21 protein-coding genes and 2 pseudogenes are annotated in these 21,461 nt (G+C 39.2%); 1 reads left to right on the top strand and 22 read right to left on the bottom strand.

The window, feature by feature from the left end; genetic code table 11:
* The 14 genes and pseudogenes from NC797_RS17030 to NC797_RS16980 form a co-directional block, all read right to left on the bottom strand.
* Positions 1–422, bottom strand: a 422-nt coding sequence (locus tag NC797_RS17030; RefSeq protein WP_465250247.1) for a TDT family transporter, incomplete at its 3' end; no start/stop codon positions are given.
* 325 nt (positions 423–747) lie between these two features.
* Positions 748–1,302, bottom strand: a pseudogene (gene narI / locus NC797_RS17025) (respiratory nitrate reductase subunit gamma); the annotation flags it as partial.
* Positions 1,303–1,331: 29 nt separating this feature from the next.
* Complete coding sequence (locus NC797_RS18485; protein ID WP_417168727.1) at positions 1,332–1,412, bottom strand: DUF6904 family protein; 81 nt, start codon at positions 1,410–1,412, stop codon at positions 1,332–1,334.
* Between the two features lie 215 nt (positions 1,413–1,627).
* Positions 1,628–1,795, bottom strand: coding sequence for a transposase (locus NC797_RS18480; RefSeq protein WP_417168726.1), 168 nt, complete (start codon positions 1,793–1,795; stop codon positions 1,628–1,630).
* A gap of 353 nt (positions 1,796–2,148) precedes the next feature.
* Complete coding sequence (locus tag NC797_RS17020) at positions 2,149–2,481, bottom strand: hypothetical protein (protein ID WP_272438022.1); 333 nt, start codon at positions 2,479–2,481, stop codon at positions 2,149–2,151.
* 328 nt (positions 2,482–2,809) lie between these two features.
* A pseudogene (locus NC797_RS18475) lies at positions 2,810–2,893 on the bottom strand (hypothetical protein); the annotation flags it as partial.
* A gap of 32 nt (positions 2,894–2,925) precedes the next feature.
* Positions 2,926–4,467, bottom strand: coding sequence for a DHA2 family efflux MFS transporter permease subunit (locus NC797_RS17015; protein ID WP_272438023.1), 1,542 nt, complete (start codon positions 4,465–4,467; stop codon positions 2,926–2,928).
* A gap of 312 nt (positions 4,468–4,779) precedes the next feature.
* On the bottom strand, positions 4,780–5,421 hold the full coding sequence (locus NC797_RS17010; protein WP_272438021.1) for an HlyD family secretion protein: 642 nt from the start codon (positions 5,419–5,421) through the stop codon (positions 4,780–4,782).
* 48 nt (positions 5,422–5,469) lie between these two features.
* Positions 5,470–5,805, bottom strand: coding sequence for a hypothetical protein (locus NC797_RS17005; RefSeq protein ID WP_272438020.1), 336 nt, complete (start codon positions 5,803–5,805; stop codon positions 5,470–5,472).
* Between the two features lie 440 nt (positions 5,806–6,245).
* A complete protein-coding gene (locus NC797_RS17000; protein ID WP_272438019.1) occupies positions 6,246–6,785 on the bottom strand; it encodes an NAD(P)H-dependent oxidoreductase in 540 nt (179 codons plus the stop codon).
* Positions 6,786–6,792: 7 nt separating this feature from the next.
* The gene (locus tag NC797_RS16995) at positions 6,793–7,218 is read right to left on the bottom strand and encodes a MarR family winged helix-turn-helix transcriptional regulator (protein ID WP_272438018.1); all 426 of its coding nucleotides are present in this window, start codon (positions 7,216–7,218) and stop codon (positions 6,793–6,795) included.
* Between the two features lie 332 nt (positions 7,219–7,550).
* A complete protein-coding gene (locus NC797_RS16990) occupies positions 7,551–8,057 on the bottom strand; it encodes a ferritin (protein WP_272438017.1) in 507 nt (168 codons plus the stop codon).
* 146 nt (positions 8,058–8,203) lie between these two features.
* Positions 8,204–9,055, bottom strand: coding sequence for a DegV family protein (locus NC797_RS16985; protein ID WP_272438016.1), 852 nt, complete (start codon positions 9,053–9,055; stop codon positions 8,204–8,206).
* A gap of 325 nt (positions 9,056–9,380) precedes the next feature.
* Positions 9,381–10,046: a ribonuclease H family protein gene (locus tag NC797_RS16980; protein ID WP_272438015.1), complete on the bottom strand. Its 666-nt coding sequence runs from the start codon at positions 10,044–10,046 to the stop codon at positions 9,381–9,383.
* A 340-nt stretch (positions 10,047–10,386) separates the two neighbouring features.
* Between NC797_RS16980 and NC797_RS16975 the strand changes: the two genes are divergently transcribed.
* Positions 10,387–10,962 carry a hypothetical protein gene (locus tag NC797_RS16975; protein WP_272438014.1) on the top strand — a complete coding sequence of 192 codons (576 nt, stop codon included), beginning with the start codon at positions 10,387–10,389 and terminating at the stop codon, positions 10,960–10,962.
* A 23-nt stretch (positions 10,963–10,985) separates the two neighbouring features.
* On the opposite strand, the gene NC797_RS16970 is transcribed toward NC797_RS16975, so the two are convergent.
* The 8 genes from NC797_RS16970 to NC797_RS16935 form a co-directional block, all read right to left on the bottom strand.
* Complete coding sequence (locus tag NC797_RS16970) at positions 10,986–11,363, bottom strand: hypothetical protein (protein ID WP_272438013.1); 378 nt, start codon at positions 11,361–11,363, stop codon at positions 10,986–10,988.
* Entirely contained in the window at positions 11,342–11,905 is a 564-nt protein-coding gene (locus NC797_RS16965; RefSeq protein WP_272438012.1) for a DUF6036 family nucleotidyltransferase, read from the bottom strand. The genes NC797_RS16970 and NC797_RS16965 overlap by 22 nt, the downstream gene beginning before the upstream one ends.
* Before the next feature lie 404 nt (positions 11,906–12,309).
* A complete protein-coding gene (locus NC797_RS16960) occupies positions 12,310–12,570 on the bottom strand; it encodes a DnaA N-terminal domain-containing protein (RefSeq protein ID WP_272438010.1) in 261 nt (86 codons plus the stop codon).
* A gap of 1,089 nt (positions 12,571–13,659) precedes the next feature.
* Positions 13,660–17,190, bottom strand: coding sequence for a YhaN family protein (locus NC797_RS16955; RefSeq protein WP_272438009.1), 3,531 nt, complete (start codon positions 17,188–17,190; stop codon positions 13,660–13,662).
* A 4-nt stretch (positions 17,191–17,194) separates the two neighbouring features.
* Positions 17,195–18,457: a metallophosphoesterase family protein gene (locus NC797_RS16950; RefSeq protein ID WP_272438007.1), complete on the bottom strand. Its 1,263-nt coding sequence runs from the start codon at positions 18,455–18,457 to the stop codon at positions 17,195–17,197.
* Between the two features lie 328 nt (positions 18,458–18,785).
* The gene (locus NC797_RS16945; protein ID WP_272438006.1) at positions 18,786–19,352 is read right to left on the bottom strand and encodes a DUF4256 domain-containing protein; all 567 of its coding nucleotides are present in this window, start codon (positions 19,350–19,352) and stop codon (positions 18,786–18,788) included.
* Between the two features lie 274 nt (positions 19,353–19,626).
* A complete protein-coding gene (locus tag NC797_RS16940; protein ID WP_272438005.1) occupies positions 19,627–20,436 on the bottom strand; it encodes an SEC-C metal-binding domain-containing protein in 810 nt (269 codons plus the stop codon).
* 279 nt (positions 20,437–20,715) lie between these two features.
* Positions 20,716–21,461 (bottom strand): ATP-binding protein (locus NC797_RS16935; RefSeq protein WP_272438004.1); only part of this gene is annotated, 746 nt, incomplete at its 5' end.

Genomic DNA, 21,461 nt, shown 5'->3' with positions numbered 1-21,461 from the left:
TTATACAAAAGGAGTACTATGGATTGTGTACTAACTGTTGCTAGCAAAAGAACGCCGTGTACCTGATCTTTAGCAGTTGTCTGAAAAATCACGAAATACGCTTTCATGCAGTAATAGATGTACCATAGATAAAGAACAACATTCAATATACCCATCATGTAAGGAATCAACCCTAAGTTAAGGGAAAACTGATATATCACATTTCCAAGTACAGACGTTCCCGCTACCCATGTACCGATTGCAAACAGTTGAATAGGATCATCAAGATGCCTTTTTTTAAATGTTCGATTAACAAGTGTTGACAAGACCGAAAGAACGATCAATGCCCAAACAGCTGTTAGAATGAACGCAAACAGTTTGCCATGTTCATAAAGCAGCGGGAATTGCTTGATTGCACTGTAAAGAAAAATTCCATTCGCCATAATAATTGCCCCTGCAGGTGTAGGTGATAATTCATTTTTTTAAAATAACCTTTTGATGAGATAACATAGTAAAAAAGTGCCTATAAAGCCTAATAGATTTATCATAAAACGTTCCCCCTGTAGACAAATACCAAGTAAATAACTAACTGATAAGAGGCTACTTTATAAATACATGTTGATGGTTACCGTCTTCACAATGTTCTAGTATAGACCTTGTTGCAAGGAACGAAAAGAGATGACAGTGCATTTTTCCTGCCTTAGCTGCAGCGCTCCAGTCGAGCCGTTTCATTCCCCAACTAGTGTATCTCTAAAGAAATACTAGGTTTTATTTATGAGCACCCGCTGTTTTAATCCTTTTCCGATACAACACATAACCACGGTGTAAGTACAATAATGGCAAACTGAATACATGGACGAGTCTTGTGAATGGCCAAATGCCAAACAACGCAAATGCGGAAACCATATGAATTTTAAACGGTAACGGTACCGTCTCCATAAAGGCCGCATCAGGTTTGAAGGTTAATAAGCCACGCACCCACGGATTGATAGTTGTTCGGTAATCGAAACCAGAATCGGCTACCGTATTGGTTCCTGTAGCAACAAGGTCAGCAACGATTGTAATCGTTAATAGAATAATTGCTATGAAATCACCCAAACTACTTGTTGCTCGAACACGTTTAACACTAAAGCGGCGAATCAGGAGCAGAAATATACCGACAACAGCCATGAGACCCGCAATGCCACCTCCCCAAACAGCCATTGTATGGTAAAATTCATCAGAAACGCCAAGTGCATAGTAAACTTCGATTGGTATCAATAGTCCAGCAACATGACCAAAGAAGACGAGAATCACGCCGATGTGAAATAGCCAACTCCCCCACTTTAGCCTCTTCGCCTACAACAAACGCATCATACAGCATTTTCAAAATCCATAAAATCACCGTAAATGGCTACACCTACATTGTTTGGAGTGTTTTTAGCATATATCATAGTCCTGAATTATTCATAGAAACAAACTTTTGCGAATTATGAGGACAAAAGTAAAATTTTATGAGTTTTTAGGCTACTTATTTTTTGAAATTGTCATTTTCTATGCTAGAATCATCCGAAATACAATTTATTCTATATTTTGGTCTGAAAAAGGACATACGTATCCCGTGAAAGAAAATTTGCTTTTTTCACTTTCCCTTATTTCACTTAAATAGCTAACAGATTAAACGCAATTGTTGGATTCGATTCAGCGTACTGAAAAAAGCCTTCTTATATAGCGAACTGCTAGCTAATTTGAAGGTAATATATCGTCTAGATCTACTAATCTTCCCAGCGATTTTGATTAAGAACAAGCGAATGGTCTGGATTTGATGTTTTTTCATTTCTTTGGCATACAAAGACGGCGAACACCATTGTTCAAATTGTATGCTAGAATTGCAATTTGTAGCATCAGTCGATTATTGCAGGGCTTCCTGACGACGTTTGTAACCAACAGTACGCTTGTCAATGTTCGAATTGATTCCCTGTAATCAATTCTGACTCTTCTTAAAGCTTAGCAACGAGAAAGCTAATGGAATGAACGTATTCCCATCTGACCACCCAAGTGTAAGCATTTTGAAACCTTTGACAAACTGGCCTGTCGTATGATCATGCACACGTGCAAGCAGTTCGACAGATTTACTGTGGGCGCGTCTATACAAGGAATCATCAAAATATCAGGACACGTTCATGATCACTAGACCAATGACAACAGTTTGGGCACAATTACATTTTTGCTCAACAACACAAGGAATTTTCGCCAGTTATACTTTGGGTTGTTGAGGAAACGGTGGACTGTATCTTTTTTAGGGGTATCCTGTATGCGGTCAGAATCAAGGATGCGATAAAAGTTCTTGCCAAGCAAGACAAGCGGGAAAATAAACTGGAGAAGAAACATTGGAGAAAATCCATCTTCTTTTCGAATGTTCGATTGATTTAATAGTGTCCCTAGTTTATTTTCCTTAAAAAAATGCGAAATATAAGAATGAGTCTCGTTTTTGGATTCAGAATCTGGTAAAATAGTAGCCATAAATACATCCCTTTCTGGTTATGGTTGTCCTAACTATATTTTACCAAATTGGGATGTATTTTTGTATGTTTTTTTAATATTATTTCTTGGGAGATCCTAGTTATATCAAGGGATTACAAGTGATTTTAGCTGAGAAAGTTGAGTCATTTACAATAGAATTGTATTTTGGTCCATTCGGAAATATCCCCACCTTTGTATATTGCTTGGAAATACCTTGTCTAATCTTCTTCATCAATTGCATACATAATTCTATTTGAAGAGCGGTTGACCAATGACGTAGGTATAAACAGAAGAAGTAACCGTTGTCCTTGGACTTGGTCGGTTACTTCTATCTGTTTAGACAAACGACAATGGTTACAATAAGTGTAAGTATAGCTAATATTGTCAAACAAAATTGAGCTATTAAACTTAATGCTTCCTTTCACTCCTGTTTTGCGTTCACTTTCAATTCTCATCAGGCGGAGTTGTTTTTCTAAGGAAGAACGCCAAAAACAAAGCGACAAGCGTAATGAATGTTGCCACGAGAAACGCATCGTTCAGCCCGTCAATCACCGATTGTTTCATCACTAAACCATAAATCATTTGGATAGCCGATTCCTGACCAACTTGCGGCGACAGGCCGGCAGATGCTGTCAGTTTTTGTCCCAAATCTTGCAATTGCGCCATAAAACCGGGATTTGCCGAAGTCAACTCATTCGAATAATCCGCAAAATGTGTATCGGTACGATTCGACATAACCGTAACCAAGAATGCGATTCCGATTGAACCGGCCACTTGCCTCGTCGTATTGGTCATTGCTGTTCCGTGGCTGTTTAGGCGGCTTGGAAGTGAGTTTAATCCCGCCGTCATAATCGGCATCATTAACATCGACATCCCGAACAACCGCATCGCATACAAAACCATGATATACGAGTAAGTTGTTGAATTCGTCAAAAAGCTGAATTGCCATGACGTGATGGCCGTAATCACCAGACCGGTGACGACAATCCAGCGCGCCCCGATTTTATCAAAAACCTTACCGACGATCGGGTTCATCACGCCCATGATAAGCGCGCCGGGTAACATCAATAAACCGGATTCTAGCGCTGTAAATCCGCGCACATTTTGCACATAAATCGGGACAAGCACCATGGCACTGAACAATGCCATCGTGACGACACCGTTAATGACAGTAGTCAAGCCGAACATGCCGTACTTGAAAACCCGGAATTCAAGCATCGGTGTTTCAACCGTTAATTCCCGCCAAACAAACAGCGCAAGCCCAATCATTCCGAGCACCAGTGAAATTTGAACTGTCATGCTTCCCCAGCCGTCATTCCCCGCTTCACTGAAACCGTATAAAATGCCGCCAAATCCAACCGTGGATAAAAAGACCGCCAATAGATCAATTTTCGGATAAGATAACCGTGTGACATTTTTTAACCAGATCGCAGCAATAATAATATCAAGTATGGCTATCGGCAAAAAGGAGAAGAATATCACTCGCCATGAATACGTTTCAATGGCCCACCCGGAAAATGTCGGGCCGATTGCCGGGCCAAAAACGAGTGCAACCCCGACCAATCCCATTGCCGCGCCCCGCTTTTCCGGCGGAAACAACGAAAGCACCACATTCATCATCAGCGGCATCATAATACCGGCACCGGAAGCTTGTATCACCCTTCCAAAGATTAACATCGCGAAAGTGGGAGACAATCCGGAGATCAGTGTTCCAATGGAAAAAAGCGTCATTGCTGTAATAAAAAGTTTTCGTGTCGTGAATCTTTCCATTAAAAACGCCGTGATCGGTATCAAGATGCCGTTGACAAGCATGTATGCCGTTGTCAGCCACTGTGCAGTATTCGCGGCAATACCAAAGTCATTCATCACGGGCGGCAGAGCGACATTCATCGACGTTTGATTGAGGATCGCAACAAAACCGCCGAGAAGAATAGCCACAAGTATCGGGCCTTTTTTTACATCTTTACGTTGCGGATCGACATTCATTTCCCGTCTTCTTGTTCTTTTTCTCGTATCCTCAACCTGCTCCTCATTCCTCTGATCTTCCGTCACAAACTCGGTAAAAGACGAATCGATTTGAGTGTCCTTCTCCCGTTTGGCTGGCTCACTTCGACTTGAAGTTCTTGTCCTTGGTTCATCAAGCCTTTCACTCGGTTTTCCGGATGGCTGATCGACCTCCTGTAAAGATGCTTTTTTTTTCCTTTTAGAAGAACGGCGCATCGCCATATTGATTGCAATCATCACGATGAACGCTAAAATGATGTATCCTGTAAGAAATAGTGACACCAGTTACACCTCCTATTTATCGATACGCACGGTTACACCCATACCCGGTACCAATCTTGTTCCTTTATAGCCGTCAATGGAAATCTTCACAGGTATCACTTGTGATGAATCACCGTTATTTGAACCGGGCAATATTGAAAACGTACTTGCCGTTGCCAAACCGATTTGCTCAACCTTGCCGGTTAACGTTGTATCCGAATAACCGTCAACATAAATATCCACTGATTGGCCGACTTCCACATCATCGATGTCTACTTCATCAATGTTGGCCGTTACCCATAAGTCATCGAGATTGAAAGCTTGTGCAAGGGGTCTGCCTGCGCCAACAAATGTGTCTTTAACTGCACTTTGTTTAACAATTGTCGCGGCAGCGGGCATATCGACATCCATCTGTTTACCTTTTTCTTCAGAGTTTGACGGAGGAATTTGGATGGATCCTACGGTATCTCCTGCTTTAAATGCGTCCCCTTCCTTCGCGTTCCAGTCTGCAAGTTTTCCGGCAGACGGTGAAGCGATCGTGATCATTTGCCCGTCAATCTTGGCATCATCTGTTTTCAAGTAATTCGCTGACTGATAAAAATAGTAATAACCGGCAAAAGCACCGCCAACCAGTATAATTAATATCACAATGTTTAAAGCGATAATACGTCGCATAATGGAATAAATCCTCCTTGTTTTTTATCTGGAATAAATTGATCCAAATTAATCATTTCGTTTGTTTTGAGACATGGCGCGCAACGTCTCCCGGTACTGTTTATCGCCATATCCCGGTTCCGCTTCTTCCTCGTGATTTTTAGATTGCTCCGACAACCCTTGCCGCAGCCCGTTTCGATATGCTTGATCGCCCTCGGCTTCCTTTTCATTGGATGTCGAAAGGAGTGAAGCAGCGGTTTCACCGTTGTCCATAGACGGTTTCTCATTCGGTTGTTGTTTTGTGCCGCTGACTTCATTCACTTTCCTGAAAGCCTGCATGTTAATCACAATAAGAACACTCCCGGCAACCACCACGAGGATACCTAAAAAAATCATAAAGCCCACTTTATTCACCTCCGCGTTATCTGTGCTAGGAGTCTGTCCGATGAAACAATTTTCGTGAATATATATGCATATTCCCCTCAAAAACAGTGTTATATTATCATTATTTAGAGGTTGTTCAAAAAGTCACCAAATGATCAGCGGCGCATCTCGGGCCCACACGACGTGGGTTATGCAGGCGTTGCCACAGGACGTGGCGGTCTTAGCCTGTATTCCTTAAATGGCTTGCTTTTCCGTTCCTTGGAAAAGAAACCCGCTTTTCCTGCGTGCGAAGTTTATTCGGGGAAGCATCCCTTTTGCTCACGTATTAAAAGCATACGCTGCGCTACTCAAAACTACGCCGCCTCGACCTGCTTGCTTCTAATTTGCCGACTTTTTGAACACGCACTATTTAGAATAAAAATTTGTCATTTTCACTTTGTCGGACAGACTCCTAGACGGCTTTAGGCGATTTGTTTCTTTGTAACTTCGGCGACCCTGCGCCCAAGTGCTCTTCCTAAAGCAAGCTCTGATTCGTTCGGTAAGTTTTTCGGAGCGTCATCACTTTCTTCGATCGGACAAGTGACCCCGACTCCGTAATACGATCCGTACAGGACATTTTCGGGGACATCCCCCGGAAGCCCGACAATGATCATCCCGTTGTGTAACATTGGTGTGATCAAATTCCACAATGTCATTTCAATGCCGCCGTGTTCCGTTGCCGTCGTGCAAAAAGCGGCACCGACCTTACCTACCAATTTGCCTGTCGCCCACATGTATCCTAATTTATCAATCCATTGTTTCAATCCAGAACTAATTGTCCCAAAGTGCCCTGGACATCCCCAAATAATTGCGTCCATTTCATTTAGGTCCCGAACCTCGGCACCTTTCACATGCTGGAAGTAGACTTCTGCACCATCCACTTTACGGGCGCCATCTGCTATGGCACGAGCCAGTGGTTCCGTATGGCCGTTATCACTGTCATAAACAACGTAAATGTTCATCTCTGTTTCACCCCTGTTTGTTTTGGAATACGATTTTACGCGTCAAATTCAGCCATTGACCCAACTCTTCAGATGTTAAATTATCAAGCATCTCCTTCCATACTTCTAGCCTTTTTTGTTTGATCTGCTCCACCAACCGCAATCCTTTTTCAGAAGTTTCCACCCAGACGACGCGCCGATCCTTTTCATCCCTGAAACGGTGAATCAAACCGGCTTCTTTGAGGCCGTTGACCATGATCGTTGTTGCACCTGACGTTAACATGAATTCCCTTGACAAATCGCTCACCTTACATCGTCCCTTTCTCTCCACCGCACGCAACAAGAAGAATCTCGGGGGGCTGATTTCTTCACCAACGAAAACTCTGTTCAATTGTTTTGGAATGTAAAAAAAAGACTCTTCAATTTCTCCGATTCTTTCATAGAAGTTGTTCATCAGCCATTATATTCACCTTTCGTTGAAAAAATTTTTCAATAAAACCTTTGTCACAAATTATCTTTATCATAAAGATAATTAACATAATTAAATCATAATTATGTTAATTAGGTCTGTCAAGAAAAAACAAATAGCCTTAGTCGATTTTCTAAATTCAATTGTTTTCTACACAAAAAAGCAAAAAAGCTACATCTAATCCTGCCACTTTTTTACGAAGAGAGCAGATGAAGATACCTTACTTTTAAAACGGAGGAGAGGTAAGCTGGCTGAATTCTGTAAGGAAAGCTAACAATCAATGGGGTGAAGAAACCCCCACTGATTGAAGTTTCACTTTATGCGTCTCCTTCATCAAATGAACGTTTTCCGAGTTCACTATCGAGCATAAAGAATGCATTACTATCCTTATCAATACGTTTTAATTTTTGGATCAAGCTGTCAAATAAAGCCTCTTCTTCAACCTGTTCTTCAATAAACCAGTTCAAGAATGTCATCGTAGCATGTTCGCGTTCATCTAAAGCAATATCCGCAAGATCGTAAATACGTCTTGTTACCTCTTGCTCGTGTTTCAGCCCTTTTTCAAACACATCTAACATCGAACTGAATTCATTATTCGGAGTAGGGAATCCTTCAACTACAGCACGTTCTCCCATGTCATTAATGAAATTATAGAACTTCATTGCGTGATATCGTTCCTCTTCAGCTTGCACTAGAAAGAAGTTAGCGAAGCCATCCAAGTTCTCTTCTGAACAATAGGCGGCCATTGATAAATAAGAATGTGCAGAGTAGAACTCATAATTCATTTGCTTAATTAATCCTTTTACTAGATTGTCACTTATCACTAGAAATCCCTCCTATCTTTTTTAGTAGTATATCATATTTCAGCATTACATTACTTGTCACAGCATTTCTGTTTTTACTGATAGAGTTATACTCTCTTTTGACCATTTGTCACTTTATTTCCCACGTTAAACAGTGCATTCATTCTTTACTTTTCTATCTGCCAGAACAAGGCAAGACTTCCTTCCCCTGCATGGACAGCAAGGGAAGAACTGATTTCTCCAATGACAATGTCTATACTAGGAGTCACTTCCTCCACTTTTTGTTTTAATGCCATTGCCTTTTCTGGTACATTGCCGTGCATAATACCTACTTGCTTTATATTATTTTCTTTATATGATTGTTTTAGTAGATCTACTATTTTGTTTGTTGCCTTTTTCTCTGAACGGATTCGCTCTAACAATCCAAGTTCCCCATCCGAATTAATCGTAAGGATTGGCTTAATTTGCAGGACATTTCCTAGTAAAAATTGGACGCCTGACATTCTTCCACCTTTGTATAACTGCTCTAAATTGCCTAACAAAATTAAATTTTTAGATCTAGTCGCTACTGCTCTAAGCTCATTCGCGATTTCTTTTATATCAACATCTTGTTCTGCTAACGCCATCCCTTTATAAATAAGTGTTGTAATCGCATAGGAAAGGGAAAAGGAATCGATAACTTCTACACTAAAATCGACATGGTCTTTCCCGGCGGCAGAACTCGTAACCGTTCCACTTAATTTATTAGAGACATGGATGGCGATCGCATGATCATAGTCCTTTTTCAACTGTTCATATAAAGCTTCAAAGCTGCCAACGGATGGTTGAGACGTTTTGGGGACATCTTTATTATTACGAATCATGTCGTATAACTGGTCAGAAGATAAGTCGACTCCATCTTCATATTCACGGCCCTCTGAAATAATAATTATTGGTACTACATATACATCAGGATGTGCTCGCAATTCCTCCGTTAAAAACGCCGTACTGTCTGTAACAAAAGCAATCTTCTTTGCCATGTTATTCTCCCACTCCTTTCAAGTTGACTATATGGATACGGTTACGGTACATAGTACATGGGTAACGCACTGATGACCAATCGTTTATCACTAATTTTATATGACTAAGACACTCACTATAACTATACCATTTCCGTACGTATTGGGAATCATTAAAAATTGAAATTTTGCGTACTACCGTGGACACCTATTTTATTTTTACCCTTATGTATATTAACTAATTGTATTGAGAAGTTTTGGAACTAGAAGCGAGGAAAACGTGCGATTTGAATTTATAATTGACTTGCAAGTTGGGAGTGTTGTTTTCACATATACTCCCAAAAATTCATTCATCAAGTGGTATTTCGATCGTACTCGTTATTTCAATTTCTTTTAAGGCTTGCGCGGCTAATTGATCCGCTTCCCGATTCCTTTTTCGAGAAACAAATTGGTAATGCGGATGGATTCCTAATTGATCGAGTTTGTTTTCAATTCGATCAGCCCATTTTGATAATTCTTCTTCCAAACACGGCCATTCCCCATTTAATTGATTAATGACAACTTGAGAATCACCAACGAATGTAACTGGTAGATGATGAACACCTAAAAGATCTAATTCTTGTAACCCAAGATGAAATGCGGCATATTCTGCTTCGTTATTTGTATCAAGTTCTTCTACCAATGCATTTTTCCGGAGCCGAAATGATTTTCCATTTTGCTCGTAATAAATGGTACATCCCAAGCCTGATCTTTTTGTTTTCAGATCAAAACCTCCATCAAAATAAACGGTTACGTTGTGTGGTTCCGTTTGAATTCCCTTCATATATATTTTTAATTCCTTCAATGTCCATGTGTTTTCATGGCTGTCAATAAACGTCACATTTTTTGCGCGTCCCGTTCTTTCTAAATCTTCAGCAATTAATATTGCTTTTCCTACACGCATTTCATCCGAGTTCAATGTTGTTTGTGTTCCTTTTGGTGTTTGATAAGACACTTCCATTTTGACATTCATTGATAAGCCCACCTTTAACATGGTTTATTTTTTAGTTGTAAGAAAATCACGGCAAGTTTAATATAATATTAATTAGTGAACTCTAGGATTTTCTTTATTTGCATTTCTTCCATTATAGCCACCCTACCATCGATTAAACACGAACTATTTCTTATTCTGTATGATAGTATTCTTAAAAATGAAGCTATCCATGTTAGTCGGTTATTCTTTGTGCGAAATTTTTAAAAGGTACCTTGCTATTACAAAAAGTCTGTATTATATTTAGATATATGAATTCAGAAAATTAGCAATTAACCTCTGTGTATCTGGATATATATTGACTTCTTAAGGAGGAGCATGGTTGAATACAAAAAAAGTTTACCTTCTTTTTTCAGATACGGGTTCCATATTAACGAGGGCGATTAATATTTATACGAAATCAACACTAAACCATGCATCCATTGCTTTTGATCCGGATTTAATTGATGTGTATAGCTTCGGGAGAAAACGTGCGCGCAATCCTTTTGTAGGTGGATTTGTTAAAGAAAACGTGCGCGAGGATTTCTTTCAAAGCGCTGTCTGTGCAATATATAGCTTTTCTATATCCAACACGGAATATGTTCAATTAAGAACAGCTGTTGAACAGTTCGAGCATCAGAAAAGTAACTACAAGTATAATTTCTTAGGCCTATTTGCAGTCGCACTTAATAAAGAGTTTCAAAGAAAAAATACATTTTTCTGTTCGGAATTCATTGCAGCCCTGTTAAGCGAATGTGGAATCTATAAATTTGATAAGCCCAATTGTCTCATGAAACCACAAGACCTAAGGGATTGGCAGCAACTTCAACTAGTGTATCGTGGAATACTAGGTGCTTATCCTCATTTCATGATTGAACCTGACAACAGCACCTTAATTCAGGAAATTAATAAAGTGTAGAACAAAATTGGATTTATCACCTTCTAAATTGGTTTCAAAGTTTCTTCATCAAAAAATACATTTCGCAGAGAAAACTCTTTTGGCGCTGAAAAAATGCGTTTGATTCTTGCAATACTTTCATCCTCCACACCAGGAGTATAAGGATCATCCAATCTTAATTTTTCTGAATAAATCCATTTATACAACTTGGCTTTAGGTTGCCTGTTTCCGACATACTCAATTACAGTTGCAACCTTTGTCAATCTATCCAATTCTACTTTAGTTAAATTCTCGATTTCACTCTCATCAAAATGTAATTCTTCAAAATAACTTTCATAATCAACAGAGTAAAGATCGATAAGTAAGTTTGTCAGCGTAAAATTAAAATCTTCTGCTTTAATTATATTGAGAACTTTTTCCATGATTTTTTTAAATCCTCTCCGACATAATTCAAAAACATTTTTTGCCTATCTCCCAAGTATCTCCTGCCTACATATTTATCAAACACATTAACTACTTGCTCTAAGGTGTCGATTTCGAGATATTTCAGTAGAAATTCCACATCATTAAAATCCCTGTATGGTTCAGGTCTTGCAGATAATATTTTCATCGCAAGCATCTGTTCTGCGCTAGGAGCTAGCACCCTAAGGTTCCTAAACTTGTAAATTTCTTTTAAGTTCTCTCTTTTCACATACTTTAACGGCTCTTTAATATCTTGATTTATCCAATCTTTATTTAAGCCATAGGTTTCAGCAATTCCTAATAATATAGTATCAATTAATGAAGATGTCTCGAATATTGCGTCTACATCTTTTGTTGCAGGCCTTGCATCAAAGCAAGTCATCATAACCGTACCACCATAAATATTCAAAGTCATTTTCAACCTATTTTCCTCAAGTTTTTCATCTAAGACTTCCATTATATTCAAGAAGAGTTCTTTTGTTATCTTTTCCAGTTTGCTCACACCCTTTCATAACAAGTAAATTCGTCAGTATTAAACCAATTCCTTTATATTATAATTTTAACAAAATAAGATTCTTAAGAATATGCTGGCATCTTCCATATAATATTCCTCTAAAGCCGAATCTAATTTCCCTTTACCTGTTAAAAGCGACTGCTACTTCTTAGTTTTTCATTTAGCTCACTTATTATTGGTGTTACCCACCTTCACATAATGGAAGTGGGGGTCTTCTCGCCCGTGAAAAGATAAAATTTTCAAAAGTATAGATTGGATTTAATTTAGTTTGATGGAAGTCACTGAAAGATTGCAAGTATGAAGGGAGTTTTTCTTGTATTGACATTATTAGCTTTTCTTTTTCTGTTGAATTTAACCGGTTAATTTGAGAAAAATAGGTTCTATTTAACTATCTATATTGGGAACTGCTCATGTTTCTCTTTAAACGTAAACACCAATTCAGGGGATTCATTGGTAATCTCAAAAATTGCCTCTTTCACTAAATCCGAATATCTCTGTTCTAACCAATCTCTTGTAAATTCACTTTCCGAAATAATCACCCATCTTTTCTCTTCCTTTATTGCCTTACTTGTCTTAAACCACGTTTCAAAAGAAGGTCTACTCATTTTGTGACTTACTAAATTTAATACTTTCGTCCACAATTCATTTTCCATGTTTAATCCCTCCTCGGTTAATAGTTGTAGTCTTGTTAATTAATCTAGGGAATGTTACCAAATTCAATGATCATGAAGCGGCTTATCCATATGCAAAACCAATCAAAAACCTGGATTTTACAAAATAGCGGCGTTGTCCGCTTTTACGGGGGGTCAGCGTTGGGTGCGTCCTCATAACTCAGATGACGACGCGTTTGCTTGATTTTCGGCGCTGATTGCGTCCTCATTGCTCGGATGACGACGCGTTTGCTGCTTTTTCGACGCTGGTTGCGTCCTCATAACTCGGATGACGACGCGTTTGCTGCTTTTTCGACGCTGGTTGCGTCCTCATTGCTCGGATGACGACGCGTTTGCTGCTTTTTCGACGCTGGTTGCGTCCTCATAACTCGGATGACGACGCGTTCGCTTAATTTTCGGCGCTGATTGCGTCGTCATAACTCAGATGACGACGCGTTTGCTTGATTTTCGGCGCTGATTGCGTCCTCATAACTCAGATGACGACGCGTTTGCTTGATTTTCGGCGCTGGTTGCGTCCTCATTGCTCGGATGACGACGCGTTTGCTGCTTTTTCGACGCTGATTGCGTCCTCATTGCTCGGATGACGACGCGTTTGCTGCTTTTTCGACGCTGGTTGCGTCCTCATAACTCAGATGACGACGCGTTTGCTTGATTTTCGGCGCTGATTGCGTCCTCATAACTCAGATGACGACGCGTTCGCTTGATTTCCGGCGCTGATTGCGTCCTCATCGCTCGGATGACGACGCGTTTGCTCCTTTTTCGACGCTGCTTGCGTCCTCATAACTCAGATGACGACGCGTTTGCTTGATTTTCGGCGCTGATTGCGTCCTCATCGCTCGGATGACGACGCGTTTGCTTGATTTTCGGCGCTGATTGCGTCCTCATAACTCAGATGACGACGCGTTTGCTTAATTTTCGGCGCTGATTGCGTCCTCATCGCTCGGATGACGACGCGTTTGCTGCTTTTTCGACGCTGGTTGCGTCCTCATAACTCGGATGACGACGCGTTTACTGCTTTTTCGGCACTGTAAGTTATGCTAAAAAGTTTAAACCAAACAGAATTTCTTTACATCAAGCCATTACGGATGACCTAGCAGTCTGAATTTCCGTCTGTTGGAACTCATTCTCTGTTGTTACTTCATTCATAAGCTCGATTAGTCGAGAATGGTGTGTAAAGAATATCACCTGAGTCTGTTGTGATAGCTCAAGTAATACTTTTAACGTCTCCTTTGAACGTTCGTCGTCAAAGTGAACAAGGATATCATCGACGATAAATGGAATTGATTCATTTTCTTTCACATATTTTTCGATGCTGGCTATGCGTAGTGCTAAATAGAGCTGGTCTGTTGATCCGTCACTCATACCTGACACTTTAATTTTCTCATCACCGTTACGAACTCCCATAATAACGGGTTGATCTTTTTCATCGAAATCAACGGTAATTCCGTCAAACGAATGGAGTGTTAGACGTCGAAAAATTTCACTAGCACGATTCATAATTGGACTCTGGTTTTGTTCACGATAATATTCAATCCCTTTTTTTAATAGCAAGGAAGCCAATTTATGGTTTACATATTGATCGGTTAAATCTGTCATTTTCGCTAATACACTCTGTTTTTCTTCTGCTGCTTGAACAGATGCAAAGTTCGCCCCTTCAATCTTCTCTTTATATTCCTTTTTCACCACGCCATGCGCTTGCTCGAGCTCGGAACGGGTTGTATCTAAGTCATTTCTCTTTCGATGGAGCTCTTCTAATTCATTATCAATCAAATCATTATCAGCATTTTTTGCTTCCTCAAGCAATGCTGCTAATGTAAGTCCATTCCCTACTTCGAGCAACTCTTCTTCTAGCTGGACAATTTTCTCGGTATACTTCACTTTCTGTTTGAAGGCTGCTTCTACCTTTTCAAGTTCTTCTAATGTGTCACAGCCTGCTTGCTCCATTAAATGGCTAAGTTTCTCTTTTGCATCCTTTATTTTGGTCTCTGCTGCTTGTTTATCCTGTTCTAATTGTTGTGCTTGCTGTTGGAAATTTTCAAGCTTTACTTTGTCTTTATTTGCTTGGGTAAGTGCTTGGTATACTTGTGTGACTACGACATCCAGTGCCATTTCATCAAATTCTTGTATTAGGGAATGATCGAGATCGTTTACTTTTTCTTTAAAAAGTTCCATACGCTCTGCCGTTGTTATAACTTCTTTTTCAACCCGCTTCATATCATCAAAACTACGTACACAAGCATCATACGTTTCTAGCATTTGCTTGACAACTGTTGGCGAGGTATCAGGAGAAAATGCTAGTCCATGTAATGCTTTTTCCCATGCTATTTCCCACTGTTCAATTTGCCCAATTGCCTCTTCTTTACGATCCTTAGCATGTTCAAGTTTATCCTTTAAGTCTGTGATTGTCATTTGTAAATGGCTTCTGCGACTCTCTTTATCTATTAACGTTTTTCTCGTTTTTTCAGCTTGATCCACAAGGCCCGCAAGTGTTGAGTGGTTGAAAGCAGCTGCAAATTCTACTAATGCTTCTTTTAAAGAGGACATTAATTCATCCTGCTTCGCTACAAGGATGCGGATTTCCTCTTCTGCTGACTGTTTTTCAGAAAAGAGTGACAAGATCTGTTCATATTTCTCGAGCCACTCTGTCATTTCTTCTGGTGTTAATGGCTCCATGTTGGCAGGCTGCCATTCGCGCTTCCAATCGTCGTTCCATTTGACCAGCATTTCTTCAAAATTAGTATATTCAGCCTCTAGTGATGATAAATTCTTTTTACTACCTTTAATATCAGAAATTAGCTTATTTTTCTCCCCTACCTTTTCCGCCTCTCTTCGCATCATGTCCGCCGTATCATCAGATTCTCGGATACTGTTTTCAAACGCTAACTCAAGCGGAAGTCCTTGGGTGAATGCCATAAGCTCTTTATCATCCACTTGTTCAGCATTTAGTTTGTGTCGAATGACTAGCCAGCCTGCATCACGATACTGCCTTAGTTGGTTTAAAACTTCTTCGGTTGGGATATCTGCCAGTGATTCAAGTTCGCTAATTCTCTTTTCATTTGCTTCAATCGATTGGTTTTCCCTGTTGATTTTTTCCTTGATTTGTTGAAGCCCATTTGTTAGCTCTTGCTGTTTTTTTTCATATTTCTTTACGGTATTGGTTAAATTCGGAACCTTTAATTGGGTTAGTTCTTCGGCTGTACCCTTCCATAACGGCAATCGGTCTATGGAATCGTTTATTTCTTGATTGAGTTGTTTGACCCGTATCGTTTTTTCGTTTAGCCGTTCTTCTATTTTTCCTTCTGCATTTACACGATTAATCGCCTGTTCCAGTGCATCGACATCCATCGGGTCACCAAGTTCATCTAATGCTGTTTTCTGCTTGTTGAGATCCTTGTTAATGTTGATAACTTCCTTCTCCACTGCATTGCACTCTTGCTCTAACAGTGGATGTTGATCACTTAGCTCGCGGATCGATTTCTTTTTCTCAGCGGAAATACGATATTGATCAATGTTCTCCATGTTATCATTTGTTACATCAATCTCTTTTAAAGCAGTGAGAACAGTTTGCTCTAGCTGTCTTAGTTCTCCTTCTAAGACAGGAAGTTGTTTCCTATCCTTTTGATAGCCATCTACTTCCCTGTTTAACGCTTCAATCTTAGTCTCTTGTTCCATAAGCCCCTCTGGGATCGAAAGCTTTTCCAGTTCTTTTTCGATTATCTTCATGTTGTCATTTGCTTCTTTTTTCTTATTTTCTGCCAATTCTAATCGTTGCAAGTTATCTTTTCTGATCTCTTCTGATTGTTCAGACAGATTTGGGATATGTTCCAATTCTTTACGTTTATCGATCACTTCTTGCAACAGTGCGATTTTTGGCAATGTCTGTTTTAATCGGCGATATTTCATTTCTTCGGTACTTACTATTTTAAATTCCTGTTTCAAGGCTTCTATTTTCTTTTCGCCGTCTAAGTACCTTTGCTCTAGATCCTTCCACGTCTGCACTTTTAATTGATTTTCAGCTATTTGTTTCGTTAGGGCTTTCTCTTCTTTTATCGCTTGATTGATCGTAGGTTTTGAACCACTTTTTAAATAAAGACCACGAGAAGTATTTTCTAACTCCTCTAATACATTCCGAAGCACACTGATACCTGATGCAGCAGAAAATAAACTTTCCCCTACATTTCCATCACTCTGGAGAAGACTTTCTCCACCCTCTCGCAGGCGAACATGATCAAGGGCGAACATATTAAGGAACTGTTGCTCTGACATCCCGCTTAAAAACTTTTGTACTTCTTTCTCATCCAAAGGCTGTCCATTTATATCTAACACCGTATTTATTCGTCCTTTACGACGGATAAATTCTAACGTGTCCCCTTGATTATTTTTCAATTGACCGCCAATACGTAATTTTTGATTATTATGTAGAAAGGAGTCCTCCGTTTGTTGCGGAAAGCCGTATAACAAATGAGAAACAGAACGCAGAATCGTACTTTTCCCTGCTTCATTTGCTCCATAGAGAATATGAAAGTTTTTGTTGCCATTAAACATGAGCGGATAATTTGTGAAATGCCCAAATGCTTCTAAGTGTAAATAATCAAACCGCATGTTACTAGACACCTGCCTTTGTTTGGATATGATGCAAGATTATATCCTCTACTTCTTTTAATCTAGTTTTTATCATAGACGGGTCTGTAAAATTAAATCCGTCCTCACCATTTTTCAATTCATATGGCAAAGCATTATGAATGTCATTAAATTCTTCCAGTAGTGATTGTACCAAGTCATCATCGTCCATCACGTTTTTTAGAAATTCTAAGATGGTTGCAACAGGGGTATGTTGTTCTTGTAGGTTATCCATATCAAGTAAACGGGTGGTTTTTATTTTTACTTTCTCAATCCAAACGTCACCCATTTCAAAAGACATAGAACGGAGGTTATTAAGTACATGTTCCTTGTCAACGATCAATTGTTGGTGTACTTTACTTGAGCCAGTGATATGAAAACGTACAGCTAAAAATCTTCCATCCGCTTTCTGTTGCAACTGTTCTAAGCGAATTCGCGCATCTTCTATGACGTCTTCAATGGTTTCTGAAAGTGATGCATCAATGTCACAAATCTCCCATCGCAGTACATCTAATGATTGATGTTCGTATGAATCAATGTGCCCGTCCTTCACATGTACAATCGTACAGCCTTTATCGCCAGTCTCTCGAATATGCCTCCCTTGAATATTACCTGGGAATAAAATGACAGGATTTTGATTGAATACTACTTCACGTAGGTGAATATGTCCTAACGCCCAATAGTCATACCCTTTTGCACCGAGTTCTTCGACTGTACATGGCGCATAGTTTTCATGCCCCTCCCGACCAGTCGCACTCGTGTGTAAAATGCCAATATTCAAATAACCATCAAGCTTTTGTGGGTATTCTTTTGCAAGGTTATCTGTGACTGATCTTGAAGCAAAACCTTGCCCATGTACAGCAACCATCAATTCCTCATCTACTTCTGTCGTTGGGTGGTTAACAGAAAATTCTATTACATTGTCTGGTAGTTTCAATTCTTTCGTGATTAAACTTTGGGCATCATGATTTCCACGAATTAGATACACTTTAATACCCTCTTTTTGCAAACGTGTCATTTGGTTGACAAAAAATAAACCAGTATTATAATCCTTCCAATCACCGTCATACAAGTCCCCTGCGATGACTAAAAAGGAAACGTTCCTCTCAATTGCTAGATTCACCAAGTTATGAAACGCTTCTCTAGTAGCATTACGGATCTCTTCGACTGGGGCACCTTCGTACTTTTCTAAACCTTTTAACGGACTATCCAAGTGAATATCTGCTGCATGGATAAACGTGAAAGACATAAAACTCACTCCTTACCAATGATTTGCTACTTACTTCGGAAACTGTATTGACTTCCAGCACATAACTTGTTCCATAAACCTTCACCATTAACGCAATAAGTGAAAATCTTCTTCAACGATTGCAACGCGATTGTTAAAGCAAGAAAGCGAACTCGTTTCAGCAAGCTGAAACATCGGGGAATCAGATGGAGTCTCGACTCCACCTGATTGGAAGTTCCAACCTACGCTTCGCTTAGAGGTGGGGGTCTAAAACCCTAAAACCATTTTAAAATTAAAGCCTTTATCCGGTGTTGTGTTCGCAAATTCAATCTAGCTGTTAATGCAAAAATTAAACCCTTAACGAACCACGGAACCCCCTAGCAGCATAGTAGGATTCTGCTCCATTGTGGTACAAAAAGACAGTGTCGTAGCGTCGATCACAAAAGATGGCCCCGCCGAGTTTTCTAATATTTGCAGGTGTTTGCACCCAGCTGGATGTTTTCGTATCGAAATTCCCAAGTTTCTGCAACTGCCAGTATTGTTCTTCCGTTAAGAGCTCAATGCCCATGGCAGCAGCCATATCCATGGCATTATTCTCTGGTTTATGTTTTTTCCTTGCCTCTAGCGCTTCACGGTCGTAACAAACACTTCTGCGACCTTTGGGACTTTCCGCTGAACAATCATAAAAAATGTATTCGTCCGTCATTTTATCATAACCAACAACATCCGGTTCACCTTTTGTTATTTCCATTTCATTAAGTGACCACAATTTTTCAGTACTATCTTCGAGCTTAGCTTGTACTTTAGCCCATTCAAGATCTTTATGGCGGTTCATGTTTGTATCAAAACGGTCTTTCAAAATTTCGAGTACTTCTTCACGTTGTTTTAGTGACAACTCCATATTTCTCTTTGTCATATTAGTTTCTCCTTATTTTTCTTATCATAAATCGTTTAAGATAAAAACTGCAGCGTTCGTACTGCATCACAAGTATGTATCATTATTAATTAGCCGAGGGTGGATTTTTATTGTTCCAGTAAATTGATATTTTCCACAATTCAGTGCAGAATCTGGTTACTAAAAACTATTAATATCTAAAATCGTCACCAAACAAAGACAATGTGATATACCGTGGAAGTTCTCACTCCATTACGTCAGAAGAGGTTTGATACCTCTATCACGCACCTTCCTTTTATTTTCCGCAGCATTTCTTGTACTTTTTCCCACTACCACATGGGCAGGGGGCATTACGACCAATTTTTTTATTTGAGATAGTATTCGAGCTTTGGTTCACCTTTTTGTTAATGAAACGTATATCGCTCAATTGTTGACCTTTGTCTTTCATCTTTTGTCCTTGAACTTCCTGTTGAATTTCTTTAGCTTTTTGCTTCATATCCAGTCCATCATATAAATTGCGTAATCGTTCAAGTACATCATATCGATCTTTAAGACCTTCTATTTCAAGTCCTGCTTCGAGAATGCTTATCGCTTTTTCACCGTTCTTGTTCTCTTTATTTGCGAACAATCCGTATTGATCTGACCAGTTTATCCAACCCCAACCATCAGTAGGGTATTCTCTAACAAACTCACTGTAAAGTTTCTCTCCTTCTTCAACCTTCCCAAGTTCGAAATATGACTCTGCCACCATTCGCCTCTTAACAAGGTTGTTGAAATCATCTTTCTTCCTTGATTTAGAAATATACTCGTTGCAAAAATTGATTCTAGTCTGCGCAATACTTTTATCCTTTCTCAAAGCATTGCCAAGTTCCGTCTCAAAATCTGTAGACCAGTTGTAAATACTCTGCAAGCCATGAAATGCCTTATCCATGTCCTCTATATATTCTATTTTATACCTTTCCATTGTTTCTAAGATTCTTTTCCAAAGCTCACTCCACACAGTACATGCGCTCACAGAGTCACCCGAAGAAGAGATGGTGTAGCCTCTTTGCATAAGTTCATCTAGCTCGTGCTGCAGTTTATCAGTTAAATTTAAAGAGTCCAACGAACGTGCCTCCTATTTATAATTTTTCTATAACACAGTTACTACAGATCTTTGCGTCTTATTTATTTACTATTGACTTGACTAATTTTTACAGTTTTCAAGTTCCTGTGACTCATCGCTATTTGAGTATTTAAAGATGATCCTTACTTTAATGATTAGTCTTTTTTATTATATCTACTATAATATTAGTTAGCTCTACCTTACAAACAGTTTTACAAATTTTTCGTTCCGCTAATAGCGAACGAAAAATTCACACATGGAGGTAAGTGAGTATGCCTATTAATCAACATAATATTTCGTATTTCTTGCTTTACCTTGTTGTTTTATTTTTCCTTCAGATAGTAATTTGTTCAGAAGTTTAGTTACACTAGATTTACTTAAATCCAATTCTTGTTCAATTTCTCTCCTTGCCTGTAAGCCTTTGTGTTTCAGAATAAAAATAATTCTTTCCTCAGTTGTCACCGTTTCTCTCACATAAACAGAATTCGGCAATGTCACCAAAAATGCATTTTCAGAGCTCTTAAATTCTGGAAATACAGATTCACTTTTATAGCTTTCTTTAATCCTTTGTATGCCCGTGCCGAAACTTTCAATAAGCTTTAATCGATAAAAGCAAGCAGCTAACTTTTTATTTCTACTTTCTGAGACACCTATTAAGATATCATTCATTGTTAACCCATTTACAAGACCACCGACAGATACAATCTCCATTCGATCTTCAAAAATATGAATAAGAATACTGCCACTATGACTATAATCTCTATGAACAACAGCGTTTATTAACGCCTCTCTTAAAGCATAATGCGGATATTCCGTTTTTTCTATTCTTTTTAACCCTTCAAATTTTGCCTCTACTTTATTTTGTAAGTGAAGATATTCATATGCATTATCTAATTGTTGTGAACTACTCCCACCACTTACCACCCTTGCGGGTTGCTTGAAGTGGGGGCTTCTTGGATAATCGCCACTTTTGGTAGCTGACGAAATTGACCAAGCTAACCCTCTTGTTCCAAAAGTTATATTCG

It is taken from the genome of Terrihalobacillus insolitus (assembly GCF_028416575.1).
GTDB classification, from domain to species: Bacteria; Bacillota; Bacilli; order Bacillales; family Amphibacillaceae; genus Terrihalobacillus; species Terrihalobacillus insolitus.
The sequence above is the reverse complement of the archived record's forward strand: the minus strand, read 5'-3'. Positions and strand labels throughout refer to the sequence as shown.